The organism is Rhodococcus sp. NPDC080181, from assembly GCF_040702225.1.
Lineage (GTDB): Bacteria > Actinomycetota > Actinomycetes > Mycobacteriales > Mycobacteriaceae > Rhodococcoides > Rhodococcoides fascians.
In genome coordinates this window covers 1-19,553 of record NZ_JBFBKN010000018.1, presented here as the reverse complement: position 1 = coordinate 19,553, position 19,553 = coordinate 1, and the positions used below count along the sequence as shown (strand labels likewise).

Below are 19,553 nucleotides of genomic sequence, written 5' to 3'. Positions count from 1 at the left end.
CGCCTCCGATTCATGCCACCCACAGCCTTTAACCCCCGCTCAAAGCCCTCGAACATCCTGAAATATGAATTGAGACTCCGATGACAGACTTGCTCATCATCGACAACGGCACGCGTATCGCGTTCCGTAGCCGACTGGACCACGAGTCCAGTTATGGCACTGTCGCCCGATTCGCTGGGTACAGCAACGGCGTGCGCAAGTACGTCGTCGAATGGGATCAACCCGCCAGCTCAGCCGTACGCACCTCTGTGCTCGCCGAGAACGAATTCGACATCGTTCCCGTCACACCGCCCTCGTTGCACCACATCGCCGGACTCAGCAACGCCGACTTCGAGCAGCACATGCGGGACGGACTGTTATGAGCACCACAATTCACATCACCGAAGCCCAGTACATCGACCCGCGAGCGGGCAACGACAAGTTCTACCGGACGTACGTCCTGGGATCGACCTGGGTGACGCAGTACGGACGCAACGGCACCATCGGTACGTTCACCAAGCTGATCGAAGTCGCATCCGAGGACGCTGCCGCGAAAGCTGCTGCCGCCAAGTTCACCTCGAAGGTCAAGAAGGGCTACGTCCCCTACAAGGCCGGTTCGCTGACGCTTGATCGACCTGTGGGTCCAGATGATCTCGGGGTTCTCGACGAGCTGGCGCAGCAGCTACCCGTTTCGAAGGACAAGGCTGCGGCCGGCGTGTCCCAAGAACCCGCCGCGACCGTCGATCTGGGCCCCGAAACGCTGCCAGATCTGACTGTTGCCGTGGATTCCGCTCTCGCCGCCGTCTTCACTGGGTCGGCCGCCGACCCAGTAGCTGGAGTGGGCTTACCTCTGCGGCCCATGCTGGCCGCGACGTTGTCTCCCGATCATCTCGACGAGGTGATGGACTCCGATACCTGGGTCACTCAGTTCAAGTACGACGGAGACCGTGTCCTCATCGAGGTCACCGATGGCCGGATCAAGGTGCTAAATCGGCAGGGCGAAAACAAGATTCGTAACGTAGGTCGTGCTCAGCTGTTGCCGTTCACGGCGCTACGTCGGGGTCGGTGGGTGTTCGACGGAGAAGTCGTAGGCCGCACTCTCGTACTGTTCGACCTCGCATTCGCATCCGGGTTGCGGACCTGGGTCACCGAGAGTGACCCCTTCATCGCTCGTTATCAGGCGCTGCAGGTCATCGCCGACCTTCTCGTGATCCCGGTGCCGGACCGAATCGCAGGCTCGCCCGTGGTGCTGGCACCGGTCGCCTCAAGTCCCGAGGCGAAGACTCTGATGCTCGCCGACGCGGTACTGCAGCAGCGAGAAGGTCTCATCGCACGTCGAGGGGCCGGAACTTACGAGCAGGGACGTCGTTCGACGGGCTTACTCAAGCACAAGCTGGTCAAGGACGCCGACGTCGTCATCTCCGGCCTTCATGCCACCAAGGAGTCCGCCACCCTCTCGGTTCACGACGACCACGGAACTCTTGTCGAGGTCGGTTCCGCGTCGACGATCGGTAAAGGGAGTCTGTCCCTTGGCGAGGTGTGGGTGGTGACATTCCTGTACGTCACCGACCCCAGCCATCCCCGCCTGGTGCAACCGCGGCTCGTTCGTCAGCGCATGGACAAACCCGCTGCCCAGTGTCAACTCGACCAATTCGTTGCAGCCGGCACCAGTCGGATCGTCTGACCCATCGCTCATGCGACGAGGCCCCGGAACGCATGATCGCGTCCCGGGGCCTCGTCTCCTGAGAAAAATATGTCGACTATTTTTTCCGCCAATATATCAGCAGGTCAAATGGTAATTACAATAACTTTCGGACAATGCTAAACTCGTGTCACGACCATCAAATCTCTTCCGTGCGTGACGTGTACCGCCGGATCGAACGAACGGATCATCTGCCATGACCACTCCGGCCGAACACGTGCTCGACAGCGTCATCTCCGTGGCGCGCAACTTCTCCAAGCGCCGCCCCTTCGACATCATTCGTGAGCGCCGGGGCTGGGACACTGCCGCGATCGAGCAGATCGAACTCGGCACCGACGAGCCTCTGCCCGACCTGGAACGCAGCGTGGCACTCATTCATGCCGCTATCACCCAAGGTCGGACCATCACTGTGCTCACCGACTACGACATGGACGGGGTTGCTGCCGGCATCCTTACCTACGCTGGCCTGGCCGAGCTCGGAGCGCAGGTCGAGCTCGTCGTCCCGCACTACGAGGGCCCGCGCGAGATAACCGCGGAGAAGGTCGACCAGGCGGTCGCCCAGTACCCCACCACCTCGCTGATCATCACCTGCGACGTCGGCATCAACTCCAACGACGGGATCGACCGGGCCCACCAGCGCGGGATCGAGGTCATCGTGACCGACCACCACATCCAGACCGTTGATGCGTGCCGGGCCGACGCTGTGGTCGACCCGAACCGGACAGGATGCACATATCCCGAGCCGGACATCTGCGGCTCGCAGGTCGCGCTCCATATTCTCGACGCTTACGCCCGCGCCCACTATCCGACGAAGTCACCAGCGATCGCGATGCTCTCGGTATTCGGCGGCATCGGAGGTCTCGCCGATGTGATGCCGTTGCGCGGACAGACCCGTGCGCTGGTGCGCCGGGCGCTCGGCCTGTTGGTACTGGCCCTGCCCGAGGTGCCGATCTACACCAAGCAGGATTCTCTTCGTGAGGACAATCCGATCAAGCGCTACAAGATCGGCGAGTGGAACCTCGAAGAGCCGGATCGCATCGATCCCGACACCTCCACTCTCATGCGGATCGTCAACGGTCAGGATCACGACCGGCGATACAGCCAGGCTCTACGAGGTCTTTCGCTGCTACTGGCTCGACTGATTGCTGCCGGCAAGGTCAGCTCTGTCGACAGTCTCGACGTCTCGTTCCTCGGCTTCACACTGACACCGATGTTCAACGCCACCCGCCGCGTCGACGCTGACATGGCCGACTCGTTCATGGTGTTCGTCCCGGAGGCTGTCCGAGCCTCCCGGCCCGACTACATGCCCCATGTATTTGCCTCAGACTCCGAGATCGAGAAGGCCCGCCGCATCGCGGCAGACACGTTGCTCCTCAACAACGAGAACCGCAAGGAATTGACCAAGGCCGCTATGGAGGACATTCACCTCGCCGAGCAGCCCTACGCGCCCTACCTGTGGTTCTCCGAGGCGAAGCCTGGTGTGCTCGGACTGCTCGCATCCAACCTGCTCACAGAGACGGGGATGCCGACGATGGTCGTCAACCCGCACACGCTCTCCGGATCCGCGCGGGCTCCAGAATGGTTCGACGTGCTCGGATTCGTCGCCGACATGAACGACTCTCGCCTCCATGCTCTCGGACACCATCAAGCGTGTGGTGTCGGAGCGACCGAGCTCGAGGCGTTCGAAGGTCTGATCTCGACTATCGACGGCTATGTTCGTTCACTCCCCGAGCCGGACCCGGCCGATCTTCGGGCAGACCTGCACATGATGGACATCGAGTCCCTCGCCCGGCTCGATGTGGCGTCAGCCGACACTCTCCTACGGCTGCAGCCCGACATCCCGGTACCGATGGCCACCGAGCTCGTCGATCTGGCGAAGTGCCTGAGCGAACTCGCGCCCTTCGGCCAGGGCTTTCCCGCTGCAGACATTCGGGTCACGTTTCAGCCGGTCAACGCGGCCGTGAAGCTGATGAGCCGGAAAGAAGAGGCCGGCGAACTGGAAAAGGGTGTCGAGCCTGACCCAGCGGACTACAAGCACGTGAAGATCACGACCGGGCACGGCCTCGACCTGCTGTGGTGGAACAAGGCTGACCAGTACCAAACGCTCATGGACGCTGCGCTGGTGACTGCGACAATCACCCTGTCAACGAATCAATTCATGGGAAATATTCGACCTCAGGCGATCGTCTCGTCCCTGGAGATTCACTCCGGACAGTCTCTGCAGAACAGCTAGTGAACATTCACCGCGGCAGCAACCTTCGACGGACTTCGGTTCGCCGGGGGTTGTCTGCGTGGAGCCTGGTGGTTGTCGCCGTCGTCGGCGTCGGCGTGTCCTTGACGATTCCCCAGCTGCTGCTACGCGGCATCGGTGTGAGTCCGGTGGTCGCTACCTCTGTCTGCATGATCGCTCTCGCTCTCGCCATCGGGCACTACGCGCCTGCACTCCGGATTTATCCGGCCCAACACTCCGGCTCTGCGCAGAGACCTTCGGCAGTCCTCGTGGCCGCCGCAGTACTCGGCGGCTTCTGCCTCTGGTCGACGGGTGCCATCATTGCCCGACTCCTCATCACCGATGAAGAGAACTCCGCCCAACGGCTCGGAGTCGAGCCGTACCTGCTCACACTGCTGTTCGTGCTCGCCATAGCCCCGGTCACCGAGGAGATCCTCTACCGCGGCCTTCTCCAGGGTGCGCTGAACCGTGTCTCCCCCGTTGCTCTCTCAGTAGCTCTGACGACGGCGGTCTTCGCTCTCGTCCACCCGCGGCCTCGGGACATGATCATGGCCGGCGCCGTCGGCCTGCTGGCCGGCGTGACACGTGAAGTGTTCGGCACGATGACAGCACCGATCATGGCGCACATCGCCATGAATACTGCCTCGGTGCTCGTCCCGGCGGCCGCTGTGTCCCGTCTGGCCCACGGTCCTGCCGCTGTTCCTGTTCTGGCCCTGCTTGCGGTCTCTATTCTGCTCATCGGCATCATCGCTCGATCAGCAGGACTGCACCAACATTTGAACCTCGAAAGCCCAATGACCCCAAGTGGAAAGAAACGCCATGATCCGTAATGAAACTCGTGCTCAAATCCCCAACCCAACCCCCGAAGCGCCTCCTGGAGTCAAGGAACTCGTCGGCAACCTCGACCCCGTGTGGTGGTTTCTCCTGATCGGCGCCATAGTCGCCGCCGCTCTCGGTGCTGCAGCGAAGTCACAGGACCTCAGCATTGGCCAGACCCGACTCTCGCCTGCCGTACTCGGCACGGTCGCAGTACTGATGGGCGGGCTGTCGGTCCTTCTCCTGATCTGGGGTGTCTGAACTCGGTCTCGGATTCGATTCGCCCACCTACGCATGCGGTACGCTTTCCATAGAGCCGTATCGCATGGCTGACCCCGAGTTGTATCAGGTGCCCGCATCACCGCACAGACACAACGCCGGAGGGCAAGGTCCTCGGAAGTTCGGATCTGCGAAGCAGGAAATGTTCGTGCACTGAGTCCGTGTGCGATGGATGCGGGACGTCGCCACCACCAGTGGATGGATCCTGTAATGACACGAAACAGCAACCGTAAGAAGCCTGCTCGCGCGTACAAAAGTGCGAACCCCGGTATCACCTATCCGGCAGCTCTGCGACGCACCGCCACCCCGAGCACGGGCAGTACGGTCACCGGCCCGTCGGCGGGAACCGGTAGCCCGTATCCCCTCCCCCTCACTGTGTACGAAGTGCTGAAGGCCGCTGTCGAGGGTGACAAACAGTTGCTCAATCACGAGCTCGAGATCAGTCTCGACACCGGCCCCAGCGATTTCTATGTCAACCTCGGGCCTGAAATCGAGGAAGGGCCCATTGTCGTCGATGATGTCGACATCGACGCATCCACAATGGATTACGACGAAGCCGAAGAGTTCGAAGACGGCACGTCCATCGGTGAAGTGCGTGTGTCAGCTGTCGTCCAATGGAGTGGGCCAGTGTACAAACCGACCTATTACGGCGCGCCTGACGACGTTCACTGGACCGTGACCGATCCGGACTTGAACGAGCACTACGTGGAGGTAGCCGGCGAGTTCGAAACCGAATTGGTCTTCGGCTACACCGTGATCCCCGGCGAAGACTCGCCAGACACCTTCACATTGACCCGGATCAACGACAGGACCTGATCGTCACAACGCGTCGGACGAGTCACCGATGCCGAGCATGGATTCGGCATCGGTGCTTTGAAACAATCCACGAACAGTCAGTCGACCACTACCGGTGTGGCGTCACCGGTCACGGTCTTGCTCCGGATACGTCGCGCCGTGCAGCGACGAGCGACCGACGTGCTTCCGGCGACCACGGACGTGGAGCATTAAGTTGGGCCGGTCGCAATCAGCTCCCCTCAGTGCGCAGTTCAGAAGTCGTTCTGGCTCTTGCAACTCGAGCAAGTGACGTACGCATTCGCGTTATCGCCGTCCTCCCAGGCTGCAGTGAACTCGGTTCCGCCCGTCATCGGGGTGTCGCACCACGTGCAGCGCCGCTCCGCTCGCTGTGAGGGGCCACGTTCGACAAGCCTCGAGTCCTCAAGGACGAATTCGACATCACAGGACACGCACCCCATGCCCTGCAACCCCTGGTGGCAGTACGGGCAATTGTTGATCGTGGAGTAATCAAAGTCATCGACGACGTCGCTACTGCCCGGCTCATCACTGCCCGAGCCACCCGATTTGCCCCTGATACCCAGAAGCTTGTTCACAAAAGACATGGACGCGATGTTACGCGGGAACTCATTGCCGATCAGGGAATGAGTTCTTGTCCGTCAGCCAACTACTCCAAGTCAGCGAACCCGACGACTTCACCTTGAGGCGTAGTTGCAGATCATTTAGTCCTCCTCGAATCCGGACTGCTCGAATTTGAGCGTGCGTGCGTTTTCGGAAACTGTCCGGATCCTTGCTTCGTCGAAGCCTTGTTCGTTGCTCGCCTCGATCTCAATCGAGACGGTCAAGGTGACGTCGGGGTCCGCGCGTAGATGCGTCAGGACCTCGTCCGCAATGTTCTTGAAGTCGAGGGCGATTCTGTCCGCATTGAGGGTCTTCGTGCCGTAGAAACGCGTCTTGATCTTGACCGCAGGAACATCAGGACTCGGCCCGGGAGGGTTGGGTGGTGACGGTGGGAGCGTTCCACGACCCCCACCGTCCCCCCCTTCGCCGTCGTCGTCAACGTCAACAACGGTCTCTTCAGCTCGTTGTCGTGTGGCGACAGCCGGTTGCACCAGCAACAGCGAATCGGTTGCAACAGGTGCGGTGGTTCCGTCGTCCTGTGTCCACAAGCCGACGTACCGACCGGCGCTAGCGTCGTAGCCTGTTGCAAGGGCGAAAGCGTCCGTGTGCCAGATCAGGGGCAGATCGAGTATGCCCTCGTCCAGTACGAGCCGATCCTTCAACCGCGGCATGTACGGGTAATCGCTGTAGAGGCCCCACAACGTACCGAGTGCGACGTGTCCGTCCTTCCAAATCTGGGGAACTTTGTTGATCGCCAGTCGAATAGTCGAGGCCGCTTGACGCGTGGATAGGTCTCCGTCGTTTCCGAGCCGGCGGGAGGCCCTTTCTGCCAAGGACGTCGATTGCCCTTCGACTTTTATCTCTCTGATCGAGAACCTGGCGCCAGGATTAGGCTGGATCGGCACCAGCGCCCAGATGAACGTTTGCAGTAGCCGCGATGCAACTGTTTGATCGGCCTGAGACTTCTTCTGCGCGGCCTGGTTTTTTTGGTTCTGGGTGAGGTCGAGGTCGGCCTCGTTGCCCAAGACGTGGCTCCAACCAAGGTAGTCGCGTGTGGCGTTGTCCAGTTCGTCGAGCCGAGCTTCGTCAGCAGCGAGGAACACGAGCATGTTGCGGTGTGTTCTGTTCGCAGTTCCACGTTGCTCGGTTGCCTTGTCGGCGAACTCTTTTGCGGCCGAGTCGGTTCCCCGTTTGTGTGACACCTTCGGATGCAGGATCACCAGTCGCGCTTCATCGATGTCGGGTATGTCTGCATTGGACTCTGGGTTGACATGCACGCCGGCGAAGTCAGCCCTGGTCTTACTTTGGCCCTGCAGCCTCAGGGCTATCTCGGCCCACACTTCTTCCTTGTGTAGTCGTTCGGCCTGGTCCTTTGCTGTTCTGCTGATATTCGCTTGCAGGTCGTACCAGTATTTCCCGGAACCCGAGTAGAAGTACGTGGCTCGATCGGCGAGTTGGGTGAGTGAGGCGTGAAAGTTACCCGGTATGTCCCCTGGAACTGCAGTCCCGAGAAAGACTCTCTGCGTGCCGATCCCCTTGCTTTCTGCACCCGGAGCCACTGTGGGCGCGGCACCGAAAAACACTGTTCGCGCCAGTCGCTTGGTCAGCGAACGCTGTGCGAACAGTGGGCGATCCTTGTCGATTCGCGCGGGTTCTGAATTCGGCCCGTCGACATCAGCGTCGATAATCGCTTTCCACGAATCCTGCAGATATTGCGTCAGCTCTGAGTTGACGTTCGAGGTCGCAAGAGGGATCGATCCCGGCATGATGAGTGGCGAAGCATCTTCACCGGTCCACAGTGCATGGATGACTGTCGACATCAAGCGAAGCACGCCGCGAGTGCGTTGAAACCGTTCCAGTGACGACCATTCCTCGTACAAGGTGTCGAACAGCTCAGGGTGAATCGGATAGGTCTGTTTGATGCGATTCTCGTACGCCGGATCGCGGGCTTCGCGAGGAAAATCGTCGCTGTACTTGCGGTACATCTCGACATAGGCGCGAGCTGTGGCCCCGATTGCGGCCAGTGCCGCGGCGTCCGGCTGGGTGAAGAGCCGTTGTTTGACAATGTGGTACGCCTCGTCGGATGACGCCGGCCTCCATTGATCAGCTACACGGCGCACGACGTTCTGCAGACGTTTGAGGGCCTCCAGCCCGTGTGTTCCGCCGACTTCTTCTGCGTTTCCGATCGGTGCGTCGTCATCGTTGCCGGCCTCTGATGCGGGAATCGATATTGCGAGGAGGACACCAGGTGTTCCCTTGACGGCTTCGGTCAACGACTGTGCAAACGTGAACTGATCGTCGAACGTGCCTCCTGCGAGGTCGTCGCGACCCACGAGCGAACGAGCGTAGGAGACCCATTCGTCGATCAAGATCACCGCCGGTGAGTACGTCGCCAGGAGGTTGTGGAGTGCTTCACCGGGCGGCGTGCGGTCCGAGTCCGATTGCTCGACGAGGTTGTAGGCCTCGCGGCCGCCCAACTGCCAGGCCAGTTCTCCCCAGATGGTGTTCACGTGGGTGCCGTCGGCCTTGGGAACTCCCGACGGACTCAGATGGTTACCCACGATGGCTACTCGATTGACGGTCGCCCCGGCGTAGCCGCTGCTGTTGAGCAGTTCTTGCGTGTCTTGCGGAAACTGGCTGACTGGCAGCCCGGCCGCGACATGCCACAACGACAGCATCGAGTGGGTCTTGCCGCCACCGAAATTCGTCTGCAAGTTGATCACTGGCGAGGCATTGCTGTCACCTGCCAGCCTGCGCACCGCCCGTCCGATCAGATCGCGTAAACCCTCTGTGAGGAACGTCCGTTTGAAAAACTCGACAGGGTCCGCGTAGTCAGCGTCGACTTCACCCCCGTTCGCGACCTTGTACAGATCGGCTGCGAACTCGGACGCGTGAAAATTGCCTGTCGCAACGTCGTGGTGGGGCGGTAGGACCTCGCGCCACGGCTTCAATCCGGTTGCCTCCGGATTGTCGACCGCCGTTTTCAAGACCTTCTTGTCGGCCTTGTCAGCCGTAACGCGTCTGAGGTTGAGGCGGATACCCGTCACACGCTCGGACTCCGGAAGCGCACCTATGAGCTTGAGAAGTCTCTCCCCGGTATCTAGGGCGCGGTATGCGTCGTCGTCGCTGAAAGTTCCGTTATGCGCCCAGTTGTTGCGCACTTCGCGGAGTTCATTGGCGAACGTCTCCCCCGAGCGTCCGATCGATTGCTTGAACGGATACCAACGCGGCTGATGTGAGGACGTGATGTTCGTTTCGGTGAGAATGCGGAACTGCACCTGAGGATCGAGCGGATCGTATGTCCGCCCTGCTGGCGCGCCGTTTCGCGCGTCTTTGTCCTTGACCAGCTTGACCCAGTCGGCACCCAGAGCGGGGTCCGCTTGTCCGATCACCAGCGAGATGAAGTCGTCCAAGGCCGGCGCCATTACTTGAAACATCTGGTCGATTCGGTCACGATTGCTAGATGCCATGTGGTGTCAGCCTTCCTCGTCCATGGATTTCACTCGTGTCAACCGGCGACGCCTCAAGCCCCAAACCGGCCTGACTCGTTGGTGTCCGCGCGCACTTTCCTGCGTTTTCGCACAGTGTCATTCGTCTACCGCAAAGTCGAAGCTTTCTTGCTGGATGGCTTCGTCGACCGCCGAACGCGAGACGTCGTAAATTTCCGGCCAACTGGTGACGACTGCGTTGAAATTAAGAGCGTCCTTAGTCCATCCGTTGGCCTCAGCGATGCGAAAAAGTAGATGACCCAACTCTTTGACAAGGTCGGCGTCGACGGCACCATCCGGGCGGCTGAGGGCCGATCGTAGAAAGTGCCCCGCTGGTTCGATGCCTTTACTGTCAAGCACCTTGATCAAGTGGTGGAGGGCTTCCCAGTTACTGATGTGGGTGTCGGCGAGGACGTCGTACCCGTCTGGAAGCGAACTGGGGTTAAGAAGTTGAACATTTCCGGCTCGACTGGTCAGTATCTGATTCCTGTCCATGATCTCGACGCTCGTGTTTCGGGCTCGTGCCAGACTGTCCGCGTTACCAAATTTCCCAACGCCGTAGCCGTACTGGCGGTACCACGCAATCGCAAAGCGGCTGGTGGTATCAAAGTCGCCTTCCTGCTCGTTCAACACCTGATCAAGGATTTCGTTGATGCGGGCGAGTGCCGACCGAACAGTCATCTTCAGGCCGTCAGGTTCAAGTACGGCACCGTATCGGCTGAAGACGGCCATGCCAGGACCGATCGCAGCCTGCGGTAGATCGACGGGGGCGATCTGACCCTGCTGTAGCTTTCTCAGCGCGTCCGGCAGTTCAGCCTCAAGGGCCGCGATGAACCCCCGACGATCGGTAGATGGCGCATCGTCCTCGCGTGGACGTAGCGACAGCACGATTGACGACGCCAACGCGTTGGTATTTCGGGCCAGTAGGCGGCCGGAGCCCTCTGTTCGCAGCGGCCAGGTGGCCGTTATCTTCCAGCCAGATCGAAGCATGCCTTCAAGCAGAGTCTCCCATCCCTTGGAAGCGTCGCCTTCTTCATCCGTGTCACTTTGGCGAAACGCGTAATAGACGGTGATAGGAAAATCAGGAGAGGCAGTCTTCCGTGCTGTCTCAAAGATCGAACGGAAACCATCCTCGAAGAATTGTTTCGCACCGTTCTTGCCGTCGTGTCTGTAAGGATTCGCTACCAACTCCTCCGCTTTCGGTACGAGAACGGTGGCGAGCAGATCCGGATAAATCGATCGTAGTGACCGTCTCAACCACACATAGAAGTAGTCGGACAAGTCTGAGTATCCGATGTTGTCGTAGTACGGCGGATCTGTACTTATGAGGAGTCGTGAGAAGTCGCGACTCGCTGCATCTGCTTGATTTACCTTGCCGGTTCCAACTGGCAATACATCGATGACCTTTGCCTCTTTGTCGAGGAACGTATCCCACCCACCACCCGATGCTGATAGAACGTTTGCCTCGGCGTAGTCCCAGGCCATCGGAAGCGCTTGCCGCGCAAAGGTTTCGCGGAACGCCCCGCGGTCGCTCATCCAAGTGGTGATCATCGACGACAGGTTCGTCATCTTGCTTTGAACGAGTGCTAGATAGGTGGCAACTGCGTCGGCTGAGGTTCCCCGCGGATAGTGGACACCGAGATAGCAGGGCCACAGGTTCCGCTGGAAGGATGTCCTCATGTCCCGCAAACGCAGGTCGTTCACGACCGAGTACAAGGTCGAGGCCGCACGCCGGGTGATCGATTCCGGCCGCACCATCGCCGAGGTCGCCCGTGAACTGGCCATCAACGAAGGACTGCTCGGACGCTGGGTCGCCGACGAACGCCGCCGCATCGAAGCCGCCACCGCATCCGGTGATCAGCCGCTGACCGCCGCGGAGCGCACCGAGCTCTCTCGGCTTCGCAAGCAGGTTTCCGAGCAGGAGAAAGACATCGCGTTCTTGAAAAAAGCGTCCGCGTACTTCGCAGCAAATCAACAAAAGTAGAGCTCTACGCGTTGATGGCTGCGGAGTGCGCGAACTCCGCAATTCACCGGATGGCACGACTACTCGAAGTGTCGACCTCAGGTTTCTACAAACACCAGGAACGAAGTATGACAACCAGATTGGGAGAACGGCAGCAGCGACGTGTAGATCTGGAGGTGAAGATCATCGACATACACCGTGAGTCGAAAGGGGTGTACGGGTCGCCTCGAATCACCGCTGAACTCCACGATCGCGGCGAGGTGATCGATGACAAAACAGTCGCGAAAATCATGCGCTCACTCGGCATCGTCGGGATCAGCCCGCGCACCTTCAAGGTCCGCACCACCGTGGTCGATCCCTTCGCCTCGTTCCCCGATGATCTAGTTCGACGCCAGTTCGACCAGGGCCGCCTCGATGCGGTGTGGACATCTGATATCACCTATCTGAGCTGCGGCGACGGTGATATGTACCTGTGTGCGATCAAGGACGAACACTCGAAGAAGGTCCTGGGCTGGTCGATGGCGGACCACATGCGCACCGAGCTGGTTCTCGAAGCATTGGACATGGCCGTCGCCGAACGCGGTGGCGATGTCGCCGGCACAATCATGCACTCGGACAGGGGAAGTCAGTACACGGCGGAGATCACCAAGCAGGCCTGCGAACGCTACGGGCTGCGGCGCTCGATGGGAGAAACCGGCATATGCTGGGACAACGCCGGTGCGGAGAGCTTGTGGTCGACGTTCAAGCATGAGTACTACTATCGCCACACGTTCGTGCATCGAGCCGAATTGGTTGCTGCAGTTGACAACTGGATGAATTTCTACAACACTCGCCGGAGGCACTCCACAATCGGGATGCTCAGCCCCGCCAACTACGAACAGTCACTGATCGCGCCTGTCATGGCCGCGTAACCACTGTCCACTTTCCGGGGGGAACCTCAGGCATACTCGGAAGTGCCACCGTCGGCCAAGACTTGTTCGCGTGCTTCACCGATGAGATCGCTGAAGCACGTCAAAGCTGCTAGTTGTCGGTTCGTAAACAGGTCTGACCAGTTTGTCATTCCATAGGCCTGAACCCTGAAGCTGGGCGCTTTCGGCGGGATTTCTGCAGCGGGTATGTCGGTGGGGCGATCGAGGTCGGCTGCGTCTACTTGCGCCTTCGTTGCCGGAAGGTAGGTTCGTTGGCGGTCGCCGTCCGCTACGACTGCCATCAATTGTTGCCCTATAAGGCCGCTCTTGCCCTGAGCCCGAATGTATTTCAAATCCACAGCCGTCTCGCAGGCAATGCAACGCGCTCCAGTGCGACCCACTGTGCCATCATTTGCCGTTGTGGGCACTCGATCTGGATCGTGCTCGACTAAGTACTCGACTCTGTGCCCCGACGAATGGCTCTGATCACTGACTGGTTTGGGAACGATGTAGGACTCTTTCCCCTTCTTCTTGCTCAACCACCAAGACCTGGCCAGCGGCATTTCGATGCGGCATGCGGGGTTAGGACACGTCACTGTTCGTGCCCAAATCCATGCGATGACGGTAGCTTCTTCTCCTCCAGGGACTGCAACTTTTGGATACAGGTGCCCGATACGTATGTCGGCTTCAGCTCGAACCCATTGTCCGTAGGCGCGAACGTCCGCAGCGAGACCCTGTGCACGCTTCCACGAACGAATTTCAGAATCAGCGAGTCCTGGATAAACCGGCGGCTGATCCCGAAATTTGGGTGGGATCTCGATGAGGGCCTTGTTGATCAGCACCGCGACCGGGTTCAAATCCGATGCATGCGCTTCAAGTCCGAGGCGAAGGGCCTCTAGCGGAATCGTGCCGCCCCCGGCGAACGGATCGACTATTGAAGGCGGTGCACCATTCGTAGACTTGTTGATTTCTGCGTGTGCCTGAGCCAGTAGTGCTTCATCGCCAGCGTTCTCCCAGACCACAAGCTTCTCGATAAGACGGTGCAGGCGCTCGCGTTCAGTCCTCTGTAGTTGCTCGGTAGGGAATTCGTCGGGTCTTGCAGAAGGATCGTCCACCAACTGGGCAAACAGGACCGCCCGAGCGGCGGCCAGCGGGCGGCGCGCCCACCAGAGATGGAGCGTCGAGGGATGACCGTGACGGATCGACTTCTCTCTGGATGACTCTCTGTTGATCGTCTCAAGAGGTAGGGCAACCTCGATTAACTTGCGGTTGGTCACTCTTCTGCATTCCCTTCGAGAGCCCGACTTGAGCTGTGCCTAGTTGCGCGTGCTACCGATCTACAAACCCTAACCGCAGCGATGTGGGCGGCACCTGTCACATCGGCAGAACTGCGTGTCGCCGGTAGCCGCGGCAGCACTAAAAGGGCTCTTTGCCTTTTCCCCACATCTTGTCCCAGTTACCTCGGATCCCCGTCGCATCGAAATCACCTAGATCTGTGGTTGCGAAGGGGTTGTCCAGATAACGGACCTCGTCGAATTGAGCACCGCGCGTGTCGACACGTACAAGTGCCAACCGGTAACGAGGGGCGGAGTTCTTGCCCATGATGACCTCGTTGTGGGTCACGAAGAAATCCTCAGAACCTTCGATGCGCGCCTTGACCTCGATGCGGTACGTGTCACCGTTTGGTGAGGTCGAGAGAATATCGAACCCCTTGTTGTTGAAGGCCTGCTCAACAGGTATACGGCCGACGTCGCGCTCGCGGGCCAAGACCAGATCCACGCCGCGGCGTTCGACCTCTTTGGTCTCCTTCGCGTGCATCGGAGCACTCGATGGGAGTTCACCCTCCAACACGTTGATCGGCAGTACCAGTGCCGCGGTCAGAATTCGTGGAGGCTTGGTGGACATCAACGCTTGCTGGTCCAATAGTTCCAGGCGCTGCCGCAGCCGGTAGTCGAGCTCCACTGCCTTCCTGTTGAGGCTCTCAGACGACTCTTTCGCCTTGTCACCAGCTTGTTCCTTCTCGGCAGCAACGGCTGCGTCGAGGAGAAGTCGCTCCGACTCCCCTTGTAGGCGATTGGTGACGAGATCACGCGTCTTCTGGAGCTCCGCCGCTCTACGCGGTTGGACCTCCGCAAGATATTCAGGGAGTTGGTGCGAAATGATCCAGCTCGCAGCCTTGTCCTCGGCTTCCGAAAGCCAATGCATCGATTTAGCAGCGGCGACCGAAGCTACCTCTGGTGCCGCGACGCAGTCGAGGTAGGGAGCTGGGCCCGCCGGGGTGACCGAACCAAACTGATCGACGTACGCGTAGCCGAATCGTCGAGCCACGGATGAGCCGGTTGCGTCTGCGACTTCTTCCGACACACCCACGAGTAGATGCGGGGCGTCCAGGGTGGAGGAAACCAGCACTGTGCCCGAGGTGAGTGCCACTCCGAACTTACGTAGGGCTTCCTCCATCACTGCGTCGTGAAGAGGATGGCCAGGAGCCAGAAGGTCGGCACGGGTGAGGTCGTCGGGCTGGACGTGAGGTAGATCGAAGGTCACCCGGTCGTAGCGACTCGCGATGGGGCCCTGCTTACTCGAGCGAAGTGACGCCGGGACGTTGGCGATCTCGTACCGCCCTTTTTCCCGTCGAGCGATACGGCCTCCGAGCCGTGTGAAGGCCGCTTTGAACGCCAGTTCGATGTAGTGCGGTTGGAGACGGCGAGCGCGTGCTTCGTCCATCGCTGCCCGAAGTGCAGCGAGGTCGGAGTCCGCGAGGTGCTCGGAGGCCAGTGCTCGTTCGTCCAGGAGCTCTTTGAGTCCGTCTCCGACGGTCTGGTCTATTACTTCGTGCATCTTGGCTCTGACGTCCGGTTGTTCGCCGTATTGGATAGCGTCCATCAACAGGTTGCGCAGCGGGGTGTCGGAGAACGCTTCGCCGAGAACGTCGAATACTTTGCCGCCATATGCTTTTCGTTGTTCTTCGATCTTGTCGAGGAGCCGAGTGAACACCTCGCCTTCACGGGTGTTGGCTGCGACGACGTTCCACAGTCGACACACTTCCTCTTGGCCGATGCGGTGAATGCGGCCGAAGCGTTGTTCGATGCGGTTGGGGTTCCAGGGCAAGTCGTAGTTGACCATGAGGTGGGCGGCCTGCAGGTTCAGGCCTTCGCCGGCGGCGTCGGTGGCGAGCAGTATCTGGCAGGAGTGGTTCTTGGTGAACTCTTCGGTGATCTGGCGCCGTTCGCCTCGGCGTACACCGCCGTGGATGGCTTTGACCGTGTCGGGGCGTCCGAGGAGAGAACTGATGCGTGCGCGCAGGTATTCGAGTGTGTCGCGATGTTCGGTGAAGATGATGAACTTACGTGGCCGGCCGTTGCGATCGGTGGTGAGCGCGTGATCCTGCAAGATGGTCGACAGCTCGGTCCATTTTCGATCGGTTCCGGCGTCGCGTACCTGTTTGGCTATCCGTGTGAGGTCGGCGAGCTCGAGCAACTCGGCATCGAGTTCTTCGACGGTCTGTGCCGCAGTGGCCGCGTCGAGCAGTTCCTCTTCCAGTTCTTCGATCTCTTCGGCGTTGTAGTCGTCGGAGTCGAGGTCTTCGAGGTCGAGTCCCGGTGCTGGTTCGGTGTAGGTGCCGTTGATGATGTCCTGCTTTTTGCGTTCGAGACGTTCGGTTCGCCGAACCAGGCTTTTGTAGATGGCCTCGGGACTTGATGCCAATCGGCGTTGTAGAACGGTGAGTGCGAAACCGACTGTGTTCTTGCGTTTGCCGCCGACACGTTCTGCGCGGTTCATGCCTTCGCGGACGTAGCTGGTCACACGCTCGTAGAGATCGTATTCACCGGCCGTCAGCTCGTACGGGACGGTTTCGGCGATGCGCTCGGGAAAGAGTTTTTTGCCCTCGAAGGTGAGCAGGTCTTCTTTGACCATGCGCCGCATCACACCGCTGGTGTCGGCGGTGACTTTGTTCTTGCCCTCGAACCGATCCTTGTCGAGCAGCGTCAAGAAGAGCTGGAAATCTTCTTCTTTGCCGGAGTGGGGGGTAGCAGTCATGAGCAGTAGGTGCCGAGTGATTTCTCCCAGTGCCTCGCCCAGAAGAAACCGCTTGGTCTTCTGCAATTTTCCACCGAAGTAGTGAGCCCCCATGCGATGGGCTTCGTCGACGATGATGAGATCCCACTGGGTTTCCGCGAGCTGTTCCTGAAGTTGCTCGTTACGAGCGAGTTGGTCCATCCTGGCAATCAGCAGCGGATTGGAGTCGAACACGTTGAGGTTGACGTTCGCGTCGATCAGTTGGTTCGTCAGCAGGTCGAATCGCAACCCGAACTTGAAGAAGAGTTCGTCCTGCCATTGTTCGACGAGACCGCCGGGCGCGACGATCAGGCACTTCCGCACGTCGTCGCGCAGGATCAGTTCCTTGATGTAGAGGCCGGCCATGATCGTCTTGCCGGCCCCAGGGTCGTCTGCAAGTAGAAATCGGAGCGGGGTGCGGGGAAGCAGTTCACCGTAAACTGCTCTAATTTGGTGGGGAAGTGGTTGAACGTCGCTGGTGGCGACGGCAAGCATGGGGTCGAACAGTCCTGCGAGACCGATGCGCTGCGCTTCGGCGGCCAGCTTGAAGTCCGATGCAGGGGCGTCGAACGGGCGACTGCCGCTCTGCGCGACGTCGAGCTGATCCTGGTCTTTCCGAAACACGACCTGCTGACCGAGTGCTCCGGCCGTGGTTTTGTACGTCAATTCGAGTGCATCCGCACCGTGCCACTGGACTGCAATGACGGTGACCACGTCGGCCGGGATGACTCCGGCCAGACGGAGCCCGGTTTTCAGATTCTCGAGTTGCACGTAAAGGACCTCCAGTTCGATAGTCGGCCCACGCTAGTGGACAAGTCTGACAGTGCTGTCGATTCCACTCGGTTCGTGAAGAGGTCGACGCCCACCTCCATGGCGCTCAGTAGTCGGCGATGTCAGCACCTGTCACCTTTCCATCGAGACCATGCCAGGTTGTGGGGTACCACAAACTGGTGATTAGTTCGTGCCGAATGCTCTGCGCTTCGGCGCCTCCGAACTGGGCTTTCGGCGCGATTTTCAAGCCCGTCTTCTTCTCAATGTCGTCGACGACGACCAGGTTCGAGAAATACACAGCAGTCTCGTGATCGACCCACAGTTTGCCGTTCGGTGTCGCGTCACGTGTTGCTTGCTCCCAACACAAGAACACGCGGGGGCGAGTACCGAGATAGTGAGAATCCAGTCCCCCTTCTTGTAACTTCGGCCGACGTTCCACAGAAACGTCGAATCCGCACGTCCGGTGCGCACGTCTTGTAGAGCCTGGTCCCACGGGTCGCCCAGGCAGACGAACAGTCGTTGTCCGTCGTCGAGCGCCGGCAGGGTCAGCTCCGGTTCGATGAGCACGACATTCCTCCTGAGGCTGTCAGTGGCCGCACACGAGCATTCATTCGGGGCTGCTCGGGGACGGCCATTCGTGTCCGCAATGTCCACAGTGGTACTGCGGAGCCAAGTTGTCATCGGTGACGCGTTCGGCGGCGTGGATGGATCCAGGGGGCGGGGATTGTGCTGGCATGCCGTGCAGCAGCCGTAGAGCGTGGTGTCTCTGGCAGCTCGGGCATGGTGGTCTCCATCCGAACAGCAGGTCCATAACCGATGGCCCGAACGGGTTGTGCAACATCGCATGGCAGCCCCCGCATACGGTGACGGCCGCCGCGGGTCTGGTGGGGACTACGAACAGGCCCATTTCGGCGATGTCTTCATATGAGCACCGATGGAGCTGCAAGGCGTCGCGGCCAGCCCAGAACGGTTGCAGTGAATAGTCTGTGCAGCAGCAGAAGCACTTCCACGGATCGATCAGTCCGTCAGGACGTGTCCAACCGGTCTCGATCGGGGTGGATCCGTCTGCGCACCCAGTGGTATCTGTCAGGTACCACGGCGTAGGGTCCTGAGCTTCCACGGCGATGGCAGCGATTAGCTGCTGCGCGAACGCAGCGTCGAGAGTCGCAGGCGCGTCGGGTACAGGCATCCCCAGACGGGTTTCGATGGCGGCGATCGATAGTCCGCGAGTGTAGGGATCGGCGCTATCTTGTGATTCGAAGGTGCCCTCCTCAGAGTTGCTGGAGAAGACTTCGACGTTGAGGATGGCGCGTTGTCTGCCTGGGACGACGATAATCATGACGTCACCGATGTCCCAGGTGTCAGGAGACTCCCAGACCAGATCATTGTTGGCCTCTTCAGCTGCTTCGTCGTCCGCGACGTAGACCCGGAGGGCGTTGCGCCACGGCGACAGCGACACCAGGTGGGTTCGGTGGCCGCCAGGATGCCTCATTACTCGAGCATGCCATCGGATAGCGGTTCGACGCAGGGACTGAGCTGTCCGCTGCAGCGTCCGCGGTGAGTAGGTCTGTTCGGGGCTGTCGAGATAGCAGAGTGTTCGAGAGGATGTGCTGCGTCGTGCAGCGGTCACTGTGATCAGACCGCACAAGATACGAATTCGATATCCAATCGGGTTGTAGCGTGCAGCTATGGGTGTGCCGTCCGAACTCTTCTCCTCCAGTGAAGCCCCAGGGCGAGATTGGGTGCTGTCGCAGACGATTCGGTTCGATCCAGTAGATATTCGTGCGAAGCTGCCCGACCCACGGATGTGGCCAGACGAGCTCGATGACCTCCCCGACGGTGGGAGCAAGTACTGTCAATGGCCATGTCGATGTCCCCGCTGGTGGCCAGGTAAAAGTCCCCACCCCGTGTTGATGTTTCCGGTTGTTCAGGGGCGGTCCTTTCGATG

Annotated in this window: 11 protein-coding genes and 3 pseudogenes; 8 read left to right on the top strand and 6 right to left on the bottom strand. The window is 59.9% G+C overall.

Annotated elements, in window-relative coordinates; translation table 11 throughout:
• Positions 1-80: 80 nt before the first annotated feature.
• From AB0O58_RS19490 to AB0O58_RS19465, 6 genes are all read left to right on the top strand, one after another.
• Entirely contained in the window at positions 81-362 is a 282-nt protein-coding gene (locus AB0O58_RS19490; protein WP_032399787.1) for a hypothetical protein, read from the top strand.
• Complete coding sequence (locus AB0O58_RS19485) at positions 359-1,663, top strand: WGR domain-containing protein (protein ID WP_366238612.1); 1,305 nt, start codon at positions 359-361, stop codon at positions 1,661-1,663. The genes AB0O58_RS19490 and AB0O58_RS19485 overlap by 4 nt, the downstream gene beginning before the upstream one ends.
• A 214-nt stretch (positions 1,664-1,877) precedes the next feature.
• On the top strand, positions 1,878-3,914 hold the full coding sequence (locus AB0O58_RS19480; RefSeq protein ID WP_366238611.1) for a DHH family phosphoesterase: 2,037 nt from the start codon (positions 1,878-1,880) through the stop codon (positions 3,912-3,914).
• Positions 3,915-3,982: 68 nt separating this feature from the next.
• Positions 3,983-4,741 (top strand): CPBP family intramembrane glutamic endopeptidase, encoded by a 759-nt coding sequence (locus AB0O58_RS19475; protein WP_032399789.1) that lies wholly within the window; start codon positions 3,983-3,985, stop codon positions 4,739-4,741.
• Positions 4,731-4,988, top strand: coding sequence for a hypothetical protein (locus AB0O58_RS19470; RefSeq protein WP_032399790.1), 258 nt, complete (start codon positions 4,731-4,733; stop codon positions 4,986-4,988). The genes AB0O58_RS19475 and AB0O58_RS19470 overlap by 11 nt, the downstream gene beginning before the upstream one ends.
• A 402-nt stretch (positions 4,989-5,390) precedes the next feature.
• On the top strand, positions 5,391-5,822 hold the full coding sequence (locus AB0O58_RS19465) for a hypothetical protein (protein ID WP_366238610.1): 432 nt from the start codon (positions 5,391-5,393) through the stop codon (positions 5,820-5,822).
• A gap of 698 nt (positions 5,823-6,520) precedes the next feature.
• Here the strand turns inward: AB0O58_RS19465 and AB0O58_RS19460 are convergent.
• Both AB0O58_RS19460 and AB0O58_RS19455 read right to left on the bottom strand, forming a co-directional pair.
• Complete coding sequence (locus AB0O58_RS19460; protein ID WP_366238609.1) at positions 6,521-9,889, bottom strand: Swt1 family HEPN domain-containing protein; 3,369 nt, start codon at positions 9,887-9,889, stop codon at positions 6,521-6,523.
• Between the two features lie 117 nt (positions 9,890-10,006).
• A pseudogene (locus tag AB0O58_RS19455) lies at positions 10,007-11,518 on the bottom strand (hypothetical protein); the annotation flags it as partial.
• Positions 11,519-11,585: 67 nt separating this feature from the next.
• Between AB0O58_RS19455 and AB0O58_RS19450 the strand changes: the two are divergent.
• Together AB0O58_RS19450 and AB0O58_RS19445 are read left to right on the top strand one after the other, a co-directional pair.
• Positions 11,586-11,891: a transposase gene (locus AB0O58_RS19450; RefSeq protein ID WP_032389890.1), complete on the top strand. Its 306-nt coding sequence runs from the start codon at positions 11,586-11,588 to the stop codon at positions 11,889-11,891.
• A gap of 2 nt (positions 11,892-11,893) precedes the next feature.
• Positions 11,894-12,781: pseudogene (locus tag AB0O58_RS19445) on the top strand (IS3 family transposase); the annotation flags it as partial.
• Positions 12,782-12,834: 53 nt separating this feature from the next.
• Here AB0O58_RS19445 and AB0O58_RS19440 read toward each other — a convergent pair.
• The 4 genes and pseudogenes from AB0O58_RS19440 to AB0O58_RS19425 all read right to left on the bottom strand — a co-directional run.
• Positions 12,835-14,055 (bottom strand): annotated as a pseudogene (locus tag AB0O58_RS19440) (DUF1156 domain-containing protein); the annotation flags it as partial.
• Positions 14,056-14,194: 139 nt separating this feature from the next.
• Entirely contained in the window at positions 14,195-17,605 is a 3,411-nt protein-coding gene (locus tag AB0O58_RS19435) for a helicase-related protein (RefSeq protein WP_366238608.1), read from the bottom strand.
• A gap of 106 nt (positions 17,606-17,711) precedes the next feature.
• Positions 17,712-18,044, bottom strand: coding sequence for a hypothetical protein (locus AB0O58_RS19430; protein WP_366238607.1), 333 nt, complete (start codon positions 18,042-18,044; stop codon positions 17,712-17,714).
• 168 nt (positions 18,045-18,212) lie between these two features.
• A complete protein-coding gene (locus tag AB0O58_RS19425; RefSeq protein ID WP_366238606.1) occupies positions 18,213-19,097 on the bottom strand; it encodes a hypothetical protein in 885 nt (294 codons plus the stop codon).
• Between the last annotated feature and the right edge of the window lie 456 nt (positions 19,098-19,553).